Origin of the sequence: Lacticaseibacillus daqingensis, from assembly GCF_003946115.1 — a bacterium.
Lineage (GTDB): Bacteria > Bacillota > Bacilli > Lactobacillales > Lactobacillaceae > Lacticaseibacillus > Lacticaseibacillus daqingensis.
Genome location: NZ_RHOH01000014.1, coordinates 36,876 through 51,794, shown reverse-complemented (window position 1 = coordinate 51,794; position 14,919 = coordinate 36,876). Strand labels below are relative to the sequence as shown.

The 14,919-nt window shown below is 58.8% G+C and carries 19 protein-coding genes; 10 read left to right on the top strand and 9 right to left on the bottom strand.

Annotated elements, in window-relative coordinates:
* Window positions 1-134 precede the first annotated feature (134 nt).
* From EKM88_RS12060 to EKM88_RS12030, 7 genes are all read right to left on the bottom strand, one after another.
* Window positions 135-521: a hypothetical protein gene (locus EKM88_RS12060; protein WP_125706502.1), complete on the bottom strand. Its 387-nt coding sequence runs from the start codon at window positions 519-521 to the stop codon at window positions 135-137.
* A 79-nt stretch (window positions 522-600) separates the two neighbouring features.
* Window positions 601-1,014 carry a hypothetical protein gene (locus tag EKM88_RS12055; RefSeq protein WP_125706500.1) on the bottom strand — a complete coding sequence of 138 codons (414 nt, stop codon included), beginning with the start codon at window positions 1,012-1,014 and terminating at the stop codon, window positions 601-603.
* A gap of 99 nt (window positions 1,015-1,113) precedes the next feature.
* Window positions 1,114-2,475 carry a PTS sugar transporter subunit IIC gene (locus tag EKM88_RS12050; protein ID WP_125706498.1) on the bottom strand — a complete coding sequence of 454 codons (1,362 nt, stop codon included), beginning with the start codon at window positions 2,473-2,475 and terminating at the stop codon, window positions 1,114-1,116.
* A 298-nt stretch (window positions 2,476-2,773) separates the two neighbouring features.
* A complete protein-coding gene (locus EKM88_RS12045; RefSeq protein ID WP_125706496.1) occupies window positions 2,774-2,989 on the bottom strand; it encodes a hypothetical protein in 216 nt (71 codons plus the stop codon).
* Window positions 2,989-3,213: a hypothetical protein gene (locus EKM88_RS12040; RefSeq protein WP_125706494.1), complete on the bottom strand. Its 225-nt coding sequence runs from the start codon at window positions 3,211-3,213 to the stop codon at window positions 2,989-2,991. Before EKM88_RS12040 ends, EKM88_RS12045 begins: the two co-directional genes overlap by 1 nt.
* A 95-nt stretch (window positions 3,214-3,308) precedes the next feature.
* On the bottom strand, window positions 3,309-4,670 hold the full coding sequence (locus EKM88_RS12035) for a PTS sugar transporter subunit IIC (protein WP_125706492.1): 1,362 nt from the start codon (window positions 4,668-4,670) through the stop codon (window positions 3,309-3,311).
* A gap of 383 nt (window positions 4,671-5,053) precedes the next feature.
* On the bottom strand, window positions 5,054-5,797 hold the full coding sequence (locus EKM88_RS12030; protein ID WP_125706490.1) for a MurR/RpiR family transcriptional regulator: 744 nt from the start codon (window positions 5,795-5,797) through the stop codon (window positions 5,054-5,056).
* 338 nt (window positions 5,798-6,135) lie between these two features.
* On the opposite strand from EKM88_RS12030, the gene EKM88_RS12025 reads away from it, so the two are divergent.
* A complete protein-coding gene (locus EKM88_RS12025; protein ID WP_125706488.1) occupies window positions 6,136-7,488 on the top strand; it encodes an FAD-dependent oxidoreductase in 1,353 nt (450 codons plus the stop codon).
* 19 nt (window positions 7,489-7,507) lie between these two features.
* Window positions 7,508-8,131, top strand: coding sequence for an LVIS_2131 family protein (locus EKM88_RS12020; protein WP_125706486.1), 624 nt, complete (start codon window positions 7,508-7,510; stop codon window positions 8,129-8,131).
* Between the two features lie 51 nt (window positions 8,132-8,182).
* On the opposite strand, the gene EKM88_RS12015 is transcribed toward EKM88_RS12020, so the two are convergent.
* Window positions 8,183-8,389, bottom strand: a complete 207-nt coding sequence (locus tag EKM88_RS12015) for an LBP_cg2779 family protein (protein WP_125706484.1) — start codon at window positions 8,387-8,389, stop codon at window positions 8,183-8,185.
* Window positions 8,390-9,268: 879 nt separating this feature from the next.
* Here EKM88_RS12015 and EKM88_RS12010 point away from each other — a divergent pair.
* The 6 genes from EKM88_RS12010 to EKM88_RS11985 all read left to right on the top strand — a co-directional run bounded on the left by EKM88_RS12010 (window position 9,269) and on the right by EKM88_RS11985 (window position 12,361).
* Window positions 9,269-9,565 (top strand): hypothetical protein, encoded by a 297-nt coding sequence (locus EKM88_RS12010; RefSeq protein ID WP_125706482.1) that lies wholly within the window; start codon window positions 9,269-9,271, stop codon window positions 9,563-9,565.
* A 92-nt stretch (window positions 9,566-9,657) separates the two neighbouring features.
* A complete protein-coding gene (locus EKM88_RS12005) occupies window positions 9,658-10,773 on the top strand; it encodes a lactate oxidase (RefSeq protein ID WP_125706480.1) in 1,116 nt (371 codons plus the stop codon).
* A 126-nt stretch (window positions 10,774-10,899) separates the two neighbouring features.
* Window positions 10,900-11,367: a flavodoxin domain-containing protein gene (locus tag EKM88_RS12000; RefSeq protein ID WP_125706478.1), complete on the top strand. Its 468-nt coding sequence runs from the start codon at window positions 10,900-10,902 to the stop codon at window positions 11,365-11,367.
* Window positions 11,368-11,407: 40 nt separating this feature from the next.
* Window positions 11,408-11,638, top strand: a complete 231-nt coding sequence (locus EKM88_RS11995; protein WP_125706476.1) for a hypothetical protein — start codon at window positions 11,408-11,410, stop codon at window positions 11,636-11,638.
* 55 nt (window positions 11,639-11,693) lie between these two features.
* Entirely contained in the window at window positions 11,694-11,873 is a 180-nt protein-coding gene (locus EKM88_RS11990; RefSeq protein WP_125706474.1) for a hypothetical protein, read from the top strand.
* 77 nt (window positions 11,874-11,950) lie between these two features.
* Complete coding sequence (locus EKM88_RS11985) at window positions 11,951-12,361, top strand: pyridoxamine 5'-phosphate oxidase family protein (RefSeq protein ID WP_125706472.1); 411 nt, start codon at window positions 11,951-11,953, stop codon at window positions 12,359-12,361.
* A 52-nt stretch (window positions 12,362-12,413) separates the two neighbouring features.
* Here EKM88_RS11985 and EKM88_RS11980 read toward each other — a convergent pair whose 3' ends face one another.
* Window positions 12,414-13,076: a type 1 glutamine amidotransferase gene (locus tag EKM88_RS11980; protein WP_125706470.1), complete on the bottom strand. Its 663-nt coding sequence runs from the start codon at window positions 13,074-13,076 to the stop codon at window positions 12,414-12,416.
* A 196-nt stretch (window positions 13,077-13,272) separates the two neighbouring features.
* Between EKM88_RS11980 and rsmG the strand changes: the two genes are divergently transcribed.
* Together rsmG and noc are read left to right on the top strand one after the other, a co-directional pair.
* Complete coding sequence (rsmG, locus tag EKM88_RS11975) at window positions 13,273-14,004, top strand: 16S rRNA (guanine(527)-N(7))-methyltransferase RsmG (RefSeq protein WP_125706468.1); 732 nt, start codon at window positions 13,273-13,275, stop codon at window positions 14,002-14,004.
* A 20-nt stretch (window positions 14,005-14,024) separates the two neighbouring features.
* Window positions 14,025-14,915, top strand: coding sequence for a nucleoid occlusion protein (noc, locus tag EKM88_RS11970; RefSeq protein WP_404819979.1), 891 nt, complete (start codon window positions 14,025-14,027; stop codon window positions 14,913-14,915).
* Window positions 14,916-14,919 lie beyond the last annotated feature (4 nt).

Genomic DNA, 14,919 nt, shown 5'->3' with positions numbered 1-14,919 from the left:
GATTTCATTTTACAAGGACTCAGGCTGTGAGTCTTTTCTATTTGGTTAATTTGTTGCACTTACATTGTAAATCCGTCACGCAAAAAAGCAGCTCACCGCCGTGAGTTGCTTTTTTAGTCGGCGCTGGCCGTTACTCATTGCCCCGCCTGTTCACCGCGCACCTCCGCCGTGAGCTGCTTGATCAGCCGACTGACCACGATATCGCGCGGGAGAAACTGCAAGTTCTCCGGCCGAGACAGCGACCAGTCGATGACGCCATATGTGGCGGTGCTTTTGGCCTTGAGCTCGGCCGGCCCGTACCCGAGCTGGTCAGCCAGCTGCCAAAGGTGCGCCAGCTGGTTCGTGCGCAGGCGCATGACGACGGTGCTGATGCCCCAGTAAAGGGCGCACCAAACAATTAACGCGATGCCCCGTGATAACAACGAACTCGTCCCGAATAAGTCAGCCGTGATGCTGGTCAAGATGCCATAGCCCGCGATCAGCACCACCCAGTCCAGAATCACCCATGTTCGACGTTTCATTTTTCTCCTCATCTCCCTGGCGCAATTGTCTCACGGCGCGTGCGGGCAAACAAGGTGCAACCGCTTCAATCAAGCCGGCCTACTTGTCGTCCCCGTTGGCGTGATCCAGCAAGCTTGCAACCAGCCAAGACACCACGCCGCTGGCAATGCTGACCAGCAGCAGGTCCACCGCCGGAAGCGGCAGGTGAAACGGCCAGGCGGCCAGCGCGTGGAACAGCCCCCAGGTGATCAGGATATCGAGCACCAGGTTGACGGCCTGCTGCGTGGCCCAGCGCACGCCGGCGTGTTGCATCACGGTGGTCAGGCCGTCTGTGAAGGTGCCGGGCAAAATCCCGACCACGTTGACGCCGATGACGTACCAAAACAGTGGGTGCACTGCCCAGCCGAGCAGGTGGAACGCGAGAAGCTGGATCCCTATCAGCGGGACCAGCACGATGAGCATGAGGACGACCCAGAGCAGGCCGGCCAACACTTTAGTAACGGAATCAGACATAGGGCACCTCCAACGCGTTCACAATGCGTCAAGTGTACCACCGCACAAGCACTGACGCCACGCAAAAAGGGCACCGCTGAGCGATGCCCTAGTGAGGCGTCAGGCCTCGAGCTTGTCCTGCATGCGACTGGAAGCCATGACGAACGGCAGCCAGATGACGAACGCGACGACCATGTTGAACAGCGCAAGCAGCGCGGCACGGAAGTCGAAGTTCGTCGCCATCAGCGCGTTCAGTACAGGTGGCGTGATCCATGGGACGGCGATCTGAACGGGGTTCACCCAGCCGGCCATGGTCACGAAGTAGGCGATGGTCACGTTGACCACCGGTGCCACCAGGAACGGAATGAAGTAGATGGCATTCAGCACGATCGGCAGGCCGAACATCACGGGTTCGTTGATGTTGAACAGCCCTGGCGCCAGCGCCAGCTTGGCGACCGTTTTTTCATCGGCCCGCTTGGAGAACAGCAGGATCGCGATCAGCAGCACGATGGTCCCACCGGAGCCGCCGTACCACACGTACGCATCAAAGGAGCCGCGCACCCACTGGAATGGCAGTGGGTTGCCGTCTGCCAGTGCCTGGATGTTCTGGATCTGAGAGGTGCCCCAGATGGATTCCAGAATCGGCGCCAGCACGTTCGGACCGTGGATCCCGAAGAACCAGAAGACTTGCACCAGCAAGGTCACCAGGATCACCATTCCGGCGCCTTGCCCGGCGTGCAGCAGCGGCGCCTGAATGGTGGCCGACAGCCAGTCGCCGAACACGTGGCCGGTCAGGCTGGTGAACAGGTAGTTCACGATGGACACCACATACAGGGCCGCGATCCCCGGAATCAGCGACGTGAAGGCCTTGGCCACAGCAGGCGGGACGGTGTCTGGCATCTTGATGGTAATGTCTTTTTTCATCAGCCAGATGTACACCACCAGCGCCAGCGCGCCGAAGAGCATCGCGGTGAACAGGCTCGTGGAGCCCAGGTTCCCGGTGGAAAATGCGGAGTTGATGGTGATGGACTTGTCGCCCACCACGACCCCGGCATCGGTCAAAAGCTTCGTAGCTGCCTTGGACAGCCCTTCGTTGAGCGTCACGCTGGTTGCGCCGTTGATGCCCATGAAGAAGGCAGCCAGGGACACCAGGGCCCCGGCCACGCCGTCCACGTCATACTGTGTCGACAGGTGGTAGCCCCACATTGCGGCGAAGAAGACGCCGAATATGCTCAGGCTGGCCGTGCCGATGGTGCCGTTAACGGCAATGAACGGCTGAACGGCATTCACGAACCCGGTCCAGCCCCACTGGGCGGGATAGGTCCCTAAAATAGCATTAAACAGAGTGGCCAAAGAGCCGGCCATGGTGATTGGCATCGTGGCGATGAAGGCATCGCGCAGCGCAACCAACCAGCGGATTGAGCCGATCTTAGCGGCTACTGGCACGACATATTTTTCGAGCCAGTTCATCATAATTTCCATTGCGTTCCTCCCTTGGTTGACTGGGCTCGTGGATGAGCCCGGTGACGCGCCGGTGCAAGTTCCCCCCGTGCACCGGTTGGGGATCAGCCTGATCAGGACTTGGTGGCAACTTGCCACAGTTTTATCGTAACTGATTGACTCATGCCGCGTACACAAATAAGGCGTCCCGACGCGCGAAGTCAGAACGCCTCAAGCGCGGACGCCGGTTCGGTCAGTGGCGAGGAACCGTGAACGCTGGATATCGGCGCGATCCTAAGTGTGTTGCACGCAAAAACAGCCGCCCGAAGACGGCTGTTGCTCACGACTGATCGCTGTTATCAGTCGAGTGGTGGTGCTTGCGCCGGCGGGTCATCACCCAAAAGCCCAAAAGGACAAAGGCAACGCCCAGCGTCAGCAGGCCCGGCCGGATGTTGGTCACGCCAGGGCCTGCCGGCGACACCATGATGGTGTAAAAGCCGATCGCGAGAAACAAGAGGCCAGCGGTGCTGCCCCAAGTGCTGTTGGACTTGCCCATCAGGCCTCGACTCCGACTTGGAAGTAAAGGACAGACGCCCAGCGTTGCGCCTTGATGGTGGCCTTGGCCAACTTAGCGGCGGCTTCCAGATCATCCATGTTCGTCTCAAACAGAAGCTTCATCCCGTTTTTGGAGACGAACTTGAACGTCACGCCGTTGTCGTTGTAAGCCTCGAGTGTCTCAATCATCTTGTCGCCAGAAATGGGTGCGTTAATAAAAATCATGGCATGAGCTCCTTTATGCGTTATTTCTATCTTTAATCATAATAAGCCATTGGTTCGCGTAAGCGCAACCAACGGCTCAAGCAAAGCGGTGAGGCCTAAGCCTCTTCGTCCTCTTGCATCTTGCTGGACGCCATCACGAACGGCAGCCAGATGACAAAGGCGATGACCATGTTGACGAGGGCTAACAGCGCTGCCCGGAAGTCGAAGTTGGTGGCCATGAACGCGTTAAGGATCGGTGGTGTGATCCAAGGCACCGCGATCTGAACCGGGTTGACCCAGCCAGCCATCGTGACAAAGTAAGCGATCGCGGTGTTCAGGACAGGTGCCACGATGAACGGAATGAAGTAGATCGCGTTCAACACGATCGGCAGCCCGAACATCACCGGCTCGTTGATGTTGAAGAGGCCAGGGGCAAAGGCGAGCTTTGCGACAGTCTTTTCGTCCGCACGCTTGGAGAACAGCAGGATGGCGAGCAACAGAACGATCGTGCCACCGGAACCCCCGTACCAGACGTAAGCGTCAAAGGAGCCGCGGACCCACTTGAATGGGAGCGGATCGCCAGCCGCCAGGGCCTGGATGTTTTGGATCTGAGAGGTGCCCCAGATGGATTCGAGGACAGGGCCCAAGACGTTCGGGCCGTGGATCCCGAAGAACCAGAAGACCTGAACGAGCAGGGACACGAGGAGCACCATCCAGCCGCTTTGGCCCGCGTGCAGCAGCGGCGCCTGAATGGTCGCGGATAGCCAGTCGCCGAAGACGTTCCCGGTGAGGCTGGTGAAGAGCCAGTTAACGATCGCAACAGCGTACAGGGCCGCGATCCCCGGGATCAGGGACGTGAAGGCCTTGGACACAGCAGGTGGAACGGTGTCTGGCATTTTGATGGAGATGTCTTTCTTCATCAGGAAAATGTAAATCACCAGCGCCAGCGCACCGAAAATCATGGCAGTAAACAGACTGGCAGAACCTAAGTTGGCCGTGGAGAAGGCGCTGTTGACCGTCAGGGTCTTGTCGCCAACGACGGCGCCGGCATCGGTCAGCACCTTGGTCGCGCCCTTGGTCAGGTTCTTGCCCAGGGTGAGGCTCGTGGTCCCGTTGATGCCCATGAAGAATGCAGCCAGTGAGATCAGCGTCCCGGCAACGCCATCAACGTCGTACTGTGAGGACAAGTTGTAGCCCCACATGGCGGCAAAGAAGATGGCGAAAATCGTCAGAGATGCGGTCCCAACGGTGTTGTCGATCGTAATGATCGGTTGAACCGCGTTAACGAAGCCGGTCCAGCCCCACTGTGTTGGATACGTCTGAAGTAAGGCGTTCAACAGCGTGGACAAGGAGCCGGCCATCGTGATCGGCAAGGTGGCAATAAAGGCGTCACGCAGCGCGACTAACCAGCGAATTGAGCCGATTTTTGCCGCGACAGGCACAACGTACTTTTCAAGCCAATTCATAATTGCTTGCATATAGTTGACCTCCCAAAATGGATGAGTTGACCGTGCTTGGGCCGTGGCCGGTGGCGCGGTGCCAGAACATGTTTCGAATTGGTAGGCACCGCGACCCACTGGTGGGCACAAACTGGTCAGGGATCGTCACCGGGCGCAACCGGGGTGCACGTCTGCACAGCGGTTGGTGGCCGTCTTGTCCCCCCGGGCAAGACGGCCGGGTGACGGCGATTCCGGCCAGAATCCGTGATTGACTCACAATCACAACGCTAGTGTAATCGGTTTCAGCAGGAAAGTATAGGATTTAAGGGCACAAAATAACAAGGCGCCAAAACAAAAACATGTCATAAAATTATGACATGTTCCAACGACGAAATGTGCAATTTTATTTATTGGTTCATGCGCTAATCGGTGGTTTGTTCCGCCAGCCGGTGGGCGATCAGCTCGATCAGGTAGATGATCGGGACCTGAGTGGTCAGGTTGAGGTCGCCGTGCTTGATCTCCGGCATGTAGTAGGCGATGACGAGGTCGCTCATGTGCGCCAAGGTCGAATCGGCGCGGTTGGTGACGGCGATCACGTACACGCCGTTTTGCTGCGCGCGGGTCGCCATCTCGATCACCTGATGGCTTTCGCCGGACACCGACAGGGCGATCATGACCGTGTTGTTGAGGATCGGGTTGTGCGTCGGGAACGGGTAGTACGGGTCCGTGATCGACAGGCTGAACTTGCCCGCGTTGGACCAGTAGCGCGCCCCGTACTCGGCCAACGCCTGACCGGTGCCGATACCGCACAGTAGGACCATCGGTGCGGAGACGATGTGCTTGAGGGCCTGGTCGATCAGGTTCGCGAAGTCGGTCGTGTTGACGTTCTCGAAGAACTCGGCGATCGGCACGGTGATGTCGTAGCCAACCTCTTCTTTGGCCTGCATCAGGCTGGCGCGGTGCTGCTTGATGGCGTAGCGGAGCTCCGAGTAGCCCTCGAACCCCATCTTATTGGCGAAGCGCAGAATCGTCGTCGTGCTGACGTGAGCCTTTTCGGCAAGCTCGCGGATGGTCATCTTTTCGACGGTGGCCTGGTGCTGGTTGATATAGGTATAGACTGCAGACTCTAGTCCGTTCAGTGTCCGTAGCTTGTCATACGGGAACATGGCACGCGCCTCCTGTGCGAATATGTTACACCCATGATACCATAACCCGTTCCGTCGAAAAAACGCTTTCTCACAAATCGGCCTAGGACAATTGGGGTCAGGCCAGACCGCGACCTGACCCCCGGTGACCCGGAACCTCCAGAGGGAACCGCCAGGGACGCAGGGTCCCACGGTGGGGGGGTGCGGCAGGGAGATCCGCAATAAGATGACTTTTGCTTTCTATTTATTCGTGCGATAATAACATGTGAACAGTTGGTAACAACTTGGCGTTGTGATGGGGGGTCGCGCGCATTCGGTCGGCTTTGGTCGGCTTATTTGACCCAAAAGGAGCACAACTGATGAGAATCGCAGTGGTAGGCTGCACCCATGCCGGCACGGCGGCGGTCCGCGAGATCCTGAGCGCGGCACCGGCCACCCAAGTCGATGTGTACGAGCGGCGCACAGATATTTCATTTTTGTCGTGTGGCATTGCCCTGTACCTGGAGGGCCTTGTCCCGAAACTCGAGTCGATGTTTTACGCCGATGCGGCCGGTCTTGAGGCGCTGGGCCCTAACGTCACCGTGCACCTGCACCATGACGTGCTCGCGATCGACGCCGCCGCGCACCGCCTCGATGTGCAGGATATGACCACCCGGCATATTTACACGCGGACGTACGACAAGCTGATCATGACCACCGGGAGCTACCCGGTGGTGCCGCCGATTCAGGGCATCAGCCAGCCACGGGTGTTCATGTGCAAAAACGCGGATGACGCAACGGCCATCAAAGCGGCGGCCAAGACCGCCAAGACCATCGCCATCGTCGGTGGGGGTTACATCGGCGTTGAGCTGACGGAGGCGTTCAGCCACACCGGCCACGAGGTCCTTTTGATCAACGGGGTGCACGCGCTGCTCAGCCATTACATCGATCCGGTGATGGCAACGCAGGTGGCCCAGGAGCTGGCAGCCCACGGGGTGGTGACGCGCCTGACGGAAACCGCGCTGAAGTTTGACACCGATGCTCACCACGTCTACATCACCACGGATGTGGCGGAGCGGGTGGCGGACATCGCGATCGTGTGCGTTGGGTTTCAGCCGATGACGGAGCTTTTGGACGATCAGGTGGCGATGAACGCCGACCACTCGATTCACGTCAACGACTACATGCAAACTAGCGACCCGGACATTTTTGCCGCGGGGGATGCGGTGGCGGTGCACTTCAATCCGACCGGCACCGATGCGTACACGCCGCTGGCCACCAACGCGGTGCGCCAAGGGAAGCTGGCTGGGCTCAACGTGCTCGGCAAGCGCGTCAAGTACATGGGCACGCAGGCGACCAGCGCCTTGCGCCTTTACGACAAGACGCTGGCCTGCACGGGGTTGACTGAAACCCGCGCGCAAAAGGCGGGCCTGCCGGTGGCGGCCGTGACGTTCACGGACAACTACCGGCCGGAGTTCATGCCGACCACCACCCCGATCATGGGCCGGCTGGTGTACCGTACCGACACGCGTCAGATCGTTGGCGCGCAACTGTTTAGCCAATACGACATCACCCAGTCGGCGAATCTGCTTTCGGTGATGATCCAAAACAAGAACACGATCGATGACCTGGCTTACGTGGACATGCTGTTCAATCCGCACTACGATAAGCCGTGGAACTATCTCAACTTGCTCGGGCAGGCGGCGGTGACCCAGGCGGATCAGCGCGCCTAGCCCTGAACTGGAGGACACTATGTGGAACTTGATTGGCATCGGGGCCTGGGTGGTCTTGATTGCATACCTGATTTTCGTGATGATGAACATTCGCAGTCGCCACCTCAAAATGGTGGTGATGCGCCAAAAGCCCGCGCGCACGCTGATGATTGACGCGCTGGAGCTTGTGGTGCTGGCCGCTGCGGCTTACGGTATGGCGTGGGTCACTTGGCTGCGGCCGGTCGATTTTACCGACACCAGTAGCATTGCGGTGCACTACCAGTACGATAAGCTGATCATCCAGCCCGATGCCAGTTCCTCTTACTATGTCACCGTGCAGTCCGGCAACGGCAAGGTGCCCGTGCGCCACTTCACCTACTGGACCGCCGGCGCCAAAACCGAGATCACCAGCCAAAACGCGGACCTGTCGACCGGCACCAACCCGCTGACGATCCGCGCCAGTGCCTACCCGTGGCAGACCAAGCGGCTGGCCGAGCTCGACCGCACCGCCGAAAAGGCCTGGGTGGCGTCTCTGACCAGCACGTACAAGCCCACCTTCCTGAACGGCCTCGGCATGCACGTCGGCCACAGCGCCGAGCGCTTCGACCTGATCCGCGTGCCCAACGACACCGTGATCAAGGTGTTGCCGCTGGACCGGAATTAACTGAGACACATAAAAACTCGCTGATGCGCATCAGCGAGTTTTTATGTGTGTCTATTTACCCTTGGGCTTGTGTTCCATGTAATCGCGGAGACTCGCGATGATGGTTGGATCCGGAGCCTCGCGCATTGCCTTGATGTTGTGAATGTGTTCGACAGACACGTGACTGTTGAGCGCCATTTCGGTATCAGTCAGATCGTTCTTCCGCTGAAATTCAATGATCTCACGCGAGAAACTGTTCACTTGCTCTTTTTCACTCACTGTTAATGAACCTCCTCGATTAACTTCCTCCCTAGTATACCGAACTTTGGGCGAAAAGCGCAGAGAAAGTACTCCGGCTTGAAATGCAATGAATTTGGCACAATCTAGTCTGCATGATATAATGTGGCTATGCAAAAGGGCGACGTTTGCACACGTCGCCCCTCCGCAGAATACCGTTCTCTGAACGGTGGCCAGGAAATTTTAGCAATCAAGCCGCAATCGCCGGGTGAATGGGATGCGGCTTTTTTGCTACCTTTTCGTTATTTCACGAAAGTATGTCACCAGCTTAACGGCCGCTCTGAGCAGCCGTTCGATTGCTTCGACCCAATACGTTAGCACATTAGTCGTTCCAACCAGCGCTGAAATGACGAAGGTGATCGTTGAAATTTCAGCGATCAACCACATAGCTGTACTCCTTCCGGGCCCAGAGTGGAGTGGCGCGGTTATGAGGGTTGGGCTAAGACAGCCTGACGCTTGCGCCCGCACTTAGGCGCGAGTGGTAGGCTGTCTTGGACGGCACCCTCATGCGCCACGGAACTCGACGATTCGGACACCATGGCTAATCCACCATCGGCATCACCTTCCTTCGTTGGGTGTACCACCGTTCATCTCACTTATTCTGCTGATGAAAGTATCGCAGGAAAGCTAAAAAGTCGCGAAAAACGGGCGGCTAGGTTCTCATAATTGGGTTGATCGGTCGGCACACACTTTGCTTGCGTAAGCGAACGTTTGTTTGTATAATGGAGGTAAGGATTGGGAGCGATTAGGATTCGATGAGGTCGATGCGATAGTGCCCCGTCTACGAATGCTCAAGTATCCGAGTTTTGCCACCTAACCGCTAAGACCGCGCTTCTCTGCGCTCTGAAAGGATGTGCCCTCATGGATCATTTTGCTTACTTGAGTGAATTGGCTGACCGGCAGGAAACGCCGCTTCGGGTGCGGCGCTTTGAGAACAAGAACGTGATCATTCGGCGCAACCTGGCCAACGACCAGGGGCTGATCACCGCGGTGTGGGATGCCTGGCTGCGGCGGGAGCTGCGCAGTTTTGGCGGGTTTGAACCGGTGATCGAGATCGATAATTTGGGTGCCAAAAAGGACGTGCGCTTTTTTTCGGAACGCCAGTTGGCGGAGGCGGTGCACTACATTCTGCGCGTCGATGACCCCGTGGCCGTGTAAATTTCACAAGCCTAACTGTTTACTTTCTTTTTGTAAGTGTTATAGTGATCCCATAAACGACGCGCAGGCGTCGATCATTGGGAGGTCTCATCATGACAATCGTGAATGGTTATGAACAAAGTGATAACGAGAAACAGCTGGCTATCGTCAACTTGCCGAGCCTGGAGAAGCAGGCGCAGGCCATCATTCCAACCGGTGGCTTCGGCTACATCGTTGGCGGTGCAGAGGATGATTGGACCTTAGCGCAAAACACCAAGGCGTTCACCCACGCTCAGATCGTCCCTAAGGCGTTGTCCGAGATTGAGGCCCCGAGCACCGCGACCACGGTCTTCGGGCTGGATCTGAAGACGCCCATCATGATGGCGCCAGTGGCCGCGCAGGGCCTAGCGCACGCCAAGGGGGAAACGGATACGGCTAAGGGGGTCGCCGCGGTCGGCGGCCTGATGAGCCAAAGCACGTACGCGTCAACGTCGATCGCTGACACCGCGGCGGCCGGTGCGGGCGCCCCGCAATTCTTCCAGCTGTACATGAGCAAGGACTGGGACTTTAACTACAGCCTGCTGGATGAGGCGAAAAAGGCCGGTGTCAAGGCGATTCTGCTGACGGTGGACGCAACGGTGGATGGCTACCGCGAGCAAGATATCATCAACAACTTCCAGTTCCCGATCCCAATGGCGAACCTCCAGAAGTTCTCGGATGGCGACGGCAAAGGGAAGGGCATCGGCGAGATTTACGCCGCGGCGGCCCAGAAGATCGGCCCAGACGATGTGCGGCGCATTGCCGAGTACACCGACCTGCCGGTGATCGTGAAGGGGATCGAGTCCCCAGAAGACGCCTTGCGTGCGATTGGGGCCGGGGCGGCTGGCATCTACGTGTCCAATCACGGCGGTCGTCAGCTCAACGGGGGCCCTGCTTCCTTTGATGTGCTGCCGGCCATCGCCAAGGCGGTCAACCATCAGGTACCGATCATCTTTGACTCTGGCGTGCGGCGCGGGAGCCACGTTTTCAAAGCGTTGGCCAGCGGCGCGGACCTGGTGGCCATCGGGCGGCCAGTGGTTTACGGTTTGGCACTTGGTGGGGCACAAGGGGTGCAGAGTGTCTTTGAGGCGCTGAACCACGAGCTTGAAATTACGATGCAGCTGGCCGGCACCAAGACGATTGAAGACGTCAAGCACGCCCCACTGACGCATTTCAGTTATACGGACTAAGCGATGAAAAAGGTGCCGAGTTGGCCCGCAGCGATGCGGCTGGCCCGGCACCTTTTGTGGTTGCGCGCATGAACGCTTTTCCAATGGGCGCGGAGTGGGTATAATTAAGACAGGAAGGTGAGTGCGATGAAGGTCTTGATTTTGTATGCGTCAATTACGGGGAACGCCAAAGGAATGGCGCGGATCCTGACCCAGTTCTTCAAACACGTGGGCGCCACGGTGACGACCGGGACCATGCAGCAAACCGATGCGGCAACGCTGGCGGATTATGATGCGGTGATCCTGGCGACTTACACGTGGTCTGGCGGCACGACCCCAGAGGAGGCGGAGGACTTTTACGCCGACCTTACCGCGGTGGATCTGTCGGCGCGGCCCGTTGTGTTTGGCGTGGTCGGCACCGGTGACCCGTTCTACGGGGATGACTACAATACCGCCCCAGACCTGTTCACCGCCGCCTTGCGCGCGAGCGGCGCGGTGCGTGGTGCCGCTACCGTTAAAATCGAACAAAACGCAACAGACGCCGATATGCCGGCGTTTGCCCAGTTCACAAAGAGTGTCATGGCCAAGCTTCAGGAGTTGCACGGCCAAGCCTGATGGCGGTGGGCCGCCCTCCTGAGTAAAGGAGATGCGACAGATGGACGAGACAATTTTCTTCAATCCCGGCGATGCGATCGCCCGTGATTTTGACTTTCAGGCCGCGCGGCGCAGCGCCGAGATCTTCAAGGTGCAGCACGCCGCCGATCAGGGCCTTGTTGTGGCGAAGGACGAAACCGGCAAGTTCGCCGTGTTCTACGAAGGCGCGGATGTTGATCCAGAGGCTGGTGAGGCGCCAGCAACGCGCTACACGATTTTGGCACATTTATAAAACGGCGGGCTGCCCCAACTTGGGGGCAGCCCGTTCGCTTGAAAGGAGGCTTTCCATGCGACGTTTCACCCTTACAGGCATGCTCGTCGTCGGCGTATTGGCAGCCGCAGTCGGGCTGTGGGCCCTTTGGCAGCAGCCGGTGCCCAATGTGTTTGGCGTCGGCGCGCTCGGGGTCCTGATGGGTGCCGGGCTAGCGCTTCTCATTGTCACCTGGTGGCCGCATCAGTCGAATTGAGGCCAAGCCCTCGCATTGTTACTTACTTTTTGTTAGAATGTCGTTGTGAGTTTAATGGTGAAAGGATCTGACCAACAATGGCAACACTGACAGAGGACATGCAACAGATGTTAAAGGACCAGCTCAGCTTCTTGGCGACCGCGGATGCGGCCGGCGATCCGCAGGTCGGCCCGAAAGGCACGATGCGGGTACTGGATGCCCACCACCTGATCTACAACGAGCACACGGCCAAGCAGGCGTGGGCGAATCTTCAGGCGAGTCACAAGGCGGCCGTGGCGGTCGTGGATCACGCCAAGTTCAAGGGGTACCGCTTCGAGGGCCTGGCCGAGTTTCACACGGATGACCAGATATATGAAGACGCCTTGGCGTATGCGAAGGCGCACCAGTTGCCGCCAGCGGTGGCGGCCGTGGTCATTCCGGTGCAGCGCATCTACAAGCTGGACGCCGGCCCGAACGCCGGCGATTTGATCGACGGCGAGGCCATTTGAACATCAAAATAGCGCCGGCCTTTTGAAGAAAAAGGTCGGCGCTTTTGTGTGCTCAGGCGGTGACGGCTGCCCGATTGTCAATGATCAGCTGGGCGATCGCTTTGGCGATGTTGTCGTTGCGCAGGATCGGGCCGTGCGCGTAGCTGCCGAAGGTGTTCTTGTAGCGCATGCCTTCGACGCCGTCATCGGGGTTGTTGCCGTAGCCTTGAACCATTTTACCCAGCGGCTTGAGCTGGGCCTTGTCATCGAAGTAGGTGCGGCCGCTGTGGTTCTCGAAGGCGCGGACGAGGCCGAACTCGGTTTCAAACTCGGTGTCGCCGATCATGCGGCTGTCGGCTTTGAACACGGTGTGCAGGGGCAGGATGCCGAGCCCCGGGATCACGGTGCCGGTCGCGGTCTTGTAGTAGCTGCCCAGCAGCTGATAGCCGCCACAGATGGCGAGCATCGGCTTGCCGGCTTCGATGTAATCGGTGAGCGTGTCCTTGAGCCGCGGGAGGTCCTTGGCCACGACCGTCTGCTCATAGTCCTGGCCGCCACCGAAGAAAACGAAATCGTAAGTCATCGCGTCAAACGGGGCATCGAGGCTGATGTTATCGACCGCCACGGCGTAGCCCGCCTGTTCCAGCCAGTAGCGCAGGATCTTGACATCACCGCTGTCACCGTAAGTGTTCATGAGGTCTTCGTACAGGTACGCGATTTTGATTGTTTCAGTCATGAGGTCCTCCATCTGGATGCGTCCGGTAATTACGATAGAGTTTAACACAGTTGTGGGCAATGCAACAGCCGGATGTTTCATGTGAAACAGGCCCGGCCTGGCAGTTGTGGGAATGCCTGTTTTACGTTAAACTAGACGTGGCCGTGAAACGGCTTGCTGTTTCACAGAAACACGAGATGATGAGGGGGACAGGCGCATGGATGAGCACCAATTCCAGCAGGAACTGGCCGCGCGTGGGCTGCCGAACAGCCCCGCCCAACTGGCGCAATTCAAGACGTACTATTCGGTGCTGGTGGCAGAAAACGAGAAGATGAACCTGACGGCGATCACCGCGCTCGGGGACGTCTACCTCAAGCATTTTTTGGATTCCATTCTGCTGACGCAGGCGGCGCCGCAGGTGGCCACGCCAGGGCTGAAGCTGTGCGATGTGGGTGCCGGCGCTGGGTTCCCGTCGCTGCCTGTGAAGATCCTTTACCCGGACCTGGATGTGACCATTGTGGACTCGCTGAACAAGCGCATCGGCTTTCTCGACTTGCTGTGCCACCAGCTCGGGTTGGAACGGGTGCACCTGTTCCATGACCGCGCCGAGACGTTTGCGGGCAAGAAGAGTCCCCACCGCGAGGCCTACGACTTGGTGACCGCCCGTGCGGTGGCGCCGTTGAATGTGCTCGCAGAGCTGTGCCTGCCGCTGGTCAAAGTGGGCGGTCAGTTCGTCGCCATGAAGGGGAGCCGCGGCGAAAGCGAGCTGGCGCAGGCGAAATCCGCCATCGCGCAACTCGGTGGCAAGCTGGTCGAGACGATCGACACCACGCTACCGGAAACGGGCGATCCGCGCTCGCTGGTGGTGATCCAGAAAGTTGCCGCCACCCCGAAACAATTTCCGCGCAAACCCGGGACCCCAAGCAAGGCACCGCTGGGCGCACACTGAGTCATCTGAGGAGGTCAGACATCGTGGCATTGTTCTTTAATAAGAAAAAACCAACCGCACCGGCAGAAACTGTCGTGCGGGACTTGCCCTTAACGGCGATCGTGCCCAACCGGTTCCAGCCGCGCAAGGTCTTCACCGACGAAGCGATCGCGGAACTGGCGGCGACCATCAAGGCGCACGGGTTGCTCCAGCCGATCGTCGTGCGCGAGTACGCGCCGGGGCAATACGAGATCATCGCCGGCGAGCGGCGCTTTCGGGCGATGCAGTCGTTGCATTTTGAAACGGCGCCGGCGCTGGTGCAGAAGATGACGGATGAGGAATCCGCCGCCATGGCGCTGATCGAGAACCTGCAGCGTGAGGGCCTGTCACCGATCGAAGAGGCGCGGGCGTATGTTGAGCTGATGCAGCTCAATGAGATGACCCAGCAGGCGCTGGCCCAGCAGCTGGGCAAAAGCCAGTCGTTCGTGGCCAACAAGCTGCGTCTGCTGAAGCTGTCGACCCCGGTGCAGGAGGCCATCATGGCCGGTGACCTGACCGAGCGCCACGGCCGCGCGCTGCTCAAGGCGGACGACTACCAGCAACAGCTCTTGCTGCACGAGATCCTGACCGATTCGCTGACCGTGAAGGAAACACAGGCCGCTGTTGACGCGATGGTGAATCCGCAGCCGGAACCCGAAGCGACCCCTGAGCCTGAGCCCCAAGCCACGCCCGCACCGACTGACGACGCGGCCGATAAGCCGGCCAAGCGGCAGCGCAAGATGATCAAGACGCACGACACGCGCATGGCGCTCAACACGCTCAAGCAGTCCGTGCAACTGATCCAAAAAAGCGGCTTGAAGGCGACCGTCACACAGGACGAGACAGCGGACGCTTACCGGTTCATTGTTGAGCTGCCGAAGGAAAAGAGGTAACGGC

Excerpts from the sequence above, each read along its gene's own strand:
- EKM88_RS12060 (WP_125706502.1), bottom strand. The coding sequence starts at position 521 with ATGAAACGTCGAACATGGGTGATTCTGGACTGGGTGGTGCTGATCGCG.
- EKM88_RS12055 (WP_125706500.1), bottom strand. The coding sequence starts at position 1,014 with ATGTCTGATTCCGTTACTAAAGTGTTGGCCGGCCTGCTCTGGGTCGTC.
- EKM88_RS12050 (WP_125706498.1), bottom strand. The coding sequence starts at position 2,475 with ATGGAAATTATGATGAACTGGCTCGAAAAATATGTCGTGCCAGTAGCC.
- EKM88_RS12045 (WP_125706496.1), bottom strand. The coding sequence starts at position 2,989 with ATGGGCAAGTCCAACAGCACTTGGGGCAGCACCGCTGGCCTCTTGTTT.
- EKM88_RS12040 (WP_125706494.1), bottom strand. The coding sequence starts at position 3,213 with ATGATTTTTATTAACGCACCCATTTCTGGCGACAAGATGATTGAGACA.
- EKM88_RS12035 (WP_125706492.1), bottom strand. The coding sequence starts at position 4,670 with ATGCAAGCAATTATGAATTGGCTTGAAAAGTACGTTGTGCCTGTCGCG.
- EKM88_RS12030 (WP_125706490.1), bottom strand. The coding sequence starts at position 5,797 with ATGTTCCCGTATGACAAGCTACGGACACTGAACGGACTAGAGTCTGCA.
- EKM88_RS12025 (WP_125706488.1), top strand. The coding sequence starts at position 6,136 with ATGAGAATCGCAGTGGTAGGCTGCACCCATGCCGGCACGGCGGCGGTC.
- EKM88_RS12020 (WP_125706486.1), top strand. The coding sequence starts at position 7,508 with ATGTGGAACTTGATTGGCATCGGGGCCTGGGTGGTCTTGATTGCATAC.
- EKM88_RS12010 (WP_125706482.1), top strand. The coding sequence starts at position 9,269 with ATGGATCATTTTGCTTACTTGAGTGAATTGGCTGACCGGCAGGAAACG.
- EKM88_RS12005 (WP_125706480.1), top strand. The coding sequence starts at position 9,658 with ATGACAATCGTGAATGGTTATGAACAAAGTGATAACGAGAAACAGCTG.
- EKM88_RS12000 (WP_125706478.1), top strand. The coding sequence starts at position 10,900 with ATGAAGGTCTTGATTTTGTATGCGTCAATTACGGGGAACGCCAAAGGA.
- EKM88_RS11995 (WP_125706476.1), top strand. The coding sequence starts at position 11,408 with ATGGACGAGACAATTTTCTTCAATCCCGGCGATGCGATCGCCCGTGAT.
- EKM88_RS11990 (WP_125706474.1), top strand. The coding sequence starts at position 11,694 with ATGCGACGTTTCACCCTTACAGGCATGCTCGTCGTCGGCGTATTGGCA.
- EKM88_RS11985 (WP_125706472.1), top strand. The coding sequence starts at position 11,951 with ATGGCAACACTGACAGAGGACATGCAACAGATGTTAAAGGACCAGCTC.
- EKM88_RS11980 (WP_125706470.1), bottom strand. The coding sequence starts at position 13,076 with ATGACTGAAACAATCAAAATCGCGTACCTGTACGAAGACCTCATGAAC.
- rsmG (WP_125706468.1), top strand. The coding sequence starts at position 13,273 with ATGGATGAGCACCAATTCCAGCAGGAACTGGCCGCGCGTGGGCTGCCG.